This is a genomic window from Corallococcus exercitus, assembly GCF_003611585.1.
Lineage (GTDB): Bacteria > Myxococcota > Myxococcia > Myxococcales > Myxococcaceae > Corallococcus > Corallococcus exercitus.
On sequence record NZ_RAVW01000864.1, the window covers coordinates 1 to 580 of the forward strand.

At 67.2% G+C, this 580-nt stretch carries 1 protein-coding gene; it reads right to left on the reverse strand.

Going from position 1 to position 580, the window contains the following annotated elements; all coding sequences use genetic code 11:
- Nucleotides 1–124: 124 nt before the first annotated feature.
- On the reverse strand, nt 125–580 hold a 456-nt coding region (locus tag D7W79_RS42585; protein WP_147442382.1), incomplete at its 5' end, for a DUF418 domain-containing protein.

Consider the following 580-nt stretch of genomic DNA (forward strand, 5'->3'; position numbering starts at 1 on the left):
GCCAAGGGAGGAGGCGGTGGCAAGGGTGGAGGCGGAAGTGCCACGCCCCGTCCTCCCAATGGCCCCAGCACGACCGGGCAGCCGTCTGGCGGTGGCCGGGGGAACAATCCTCCCAAGTAGTGATTCAGCGCAGGGACTGAAGACGCCCGTAGGTAAGTGAACGCCAGAGCCACTCGGCCGGACCGAAGCGGAAGTGTCTCAGCCAGGCGTGGCTGAGCAGCACCTGTACCGCGAACAGGCCCAGCGCGATGACGACACACTGTGACGGCGGCACGCGGCCGATGAGCCCCAGACCCCAGCCGTTGTAGAGGCACAGGCTCAAGACCGTCTGCATCAGGTAGTTCGTCAGCGCCATGCGGCCCACGGGGGACAACACGGCCAGCGCCCGGCGCCAGCGCTCCCGCTGGAAGAGCAGCGCGAAGCCGGCCAGGTACGCGGCGCTCAGGATTACGTAGCCCAGTTCCTGGAGCCCCATCAGGAGGAACAGACCGGCGTGGGTTGCTGGCTCGAATCCCTGGGCTCGCAGCTGGAACGCCAGCAGTCCTCCCGCATTGAGCAATCCCCCCACGCCCTGTCTCTT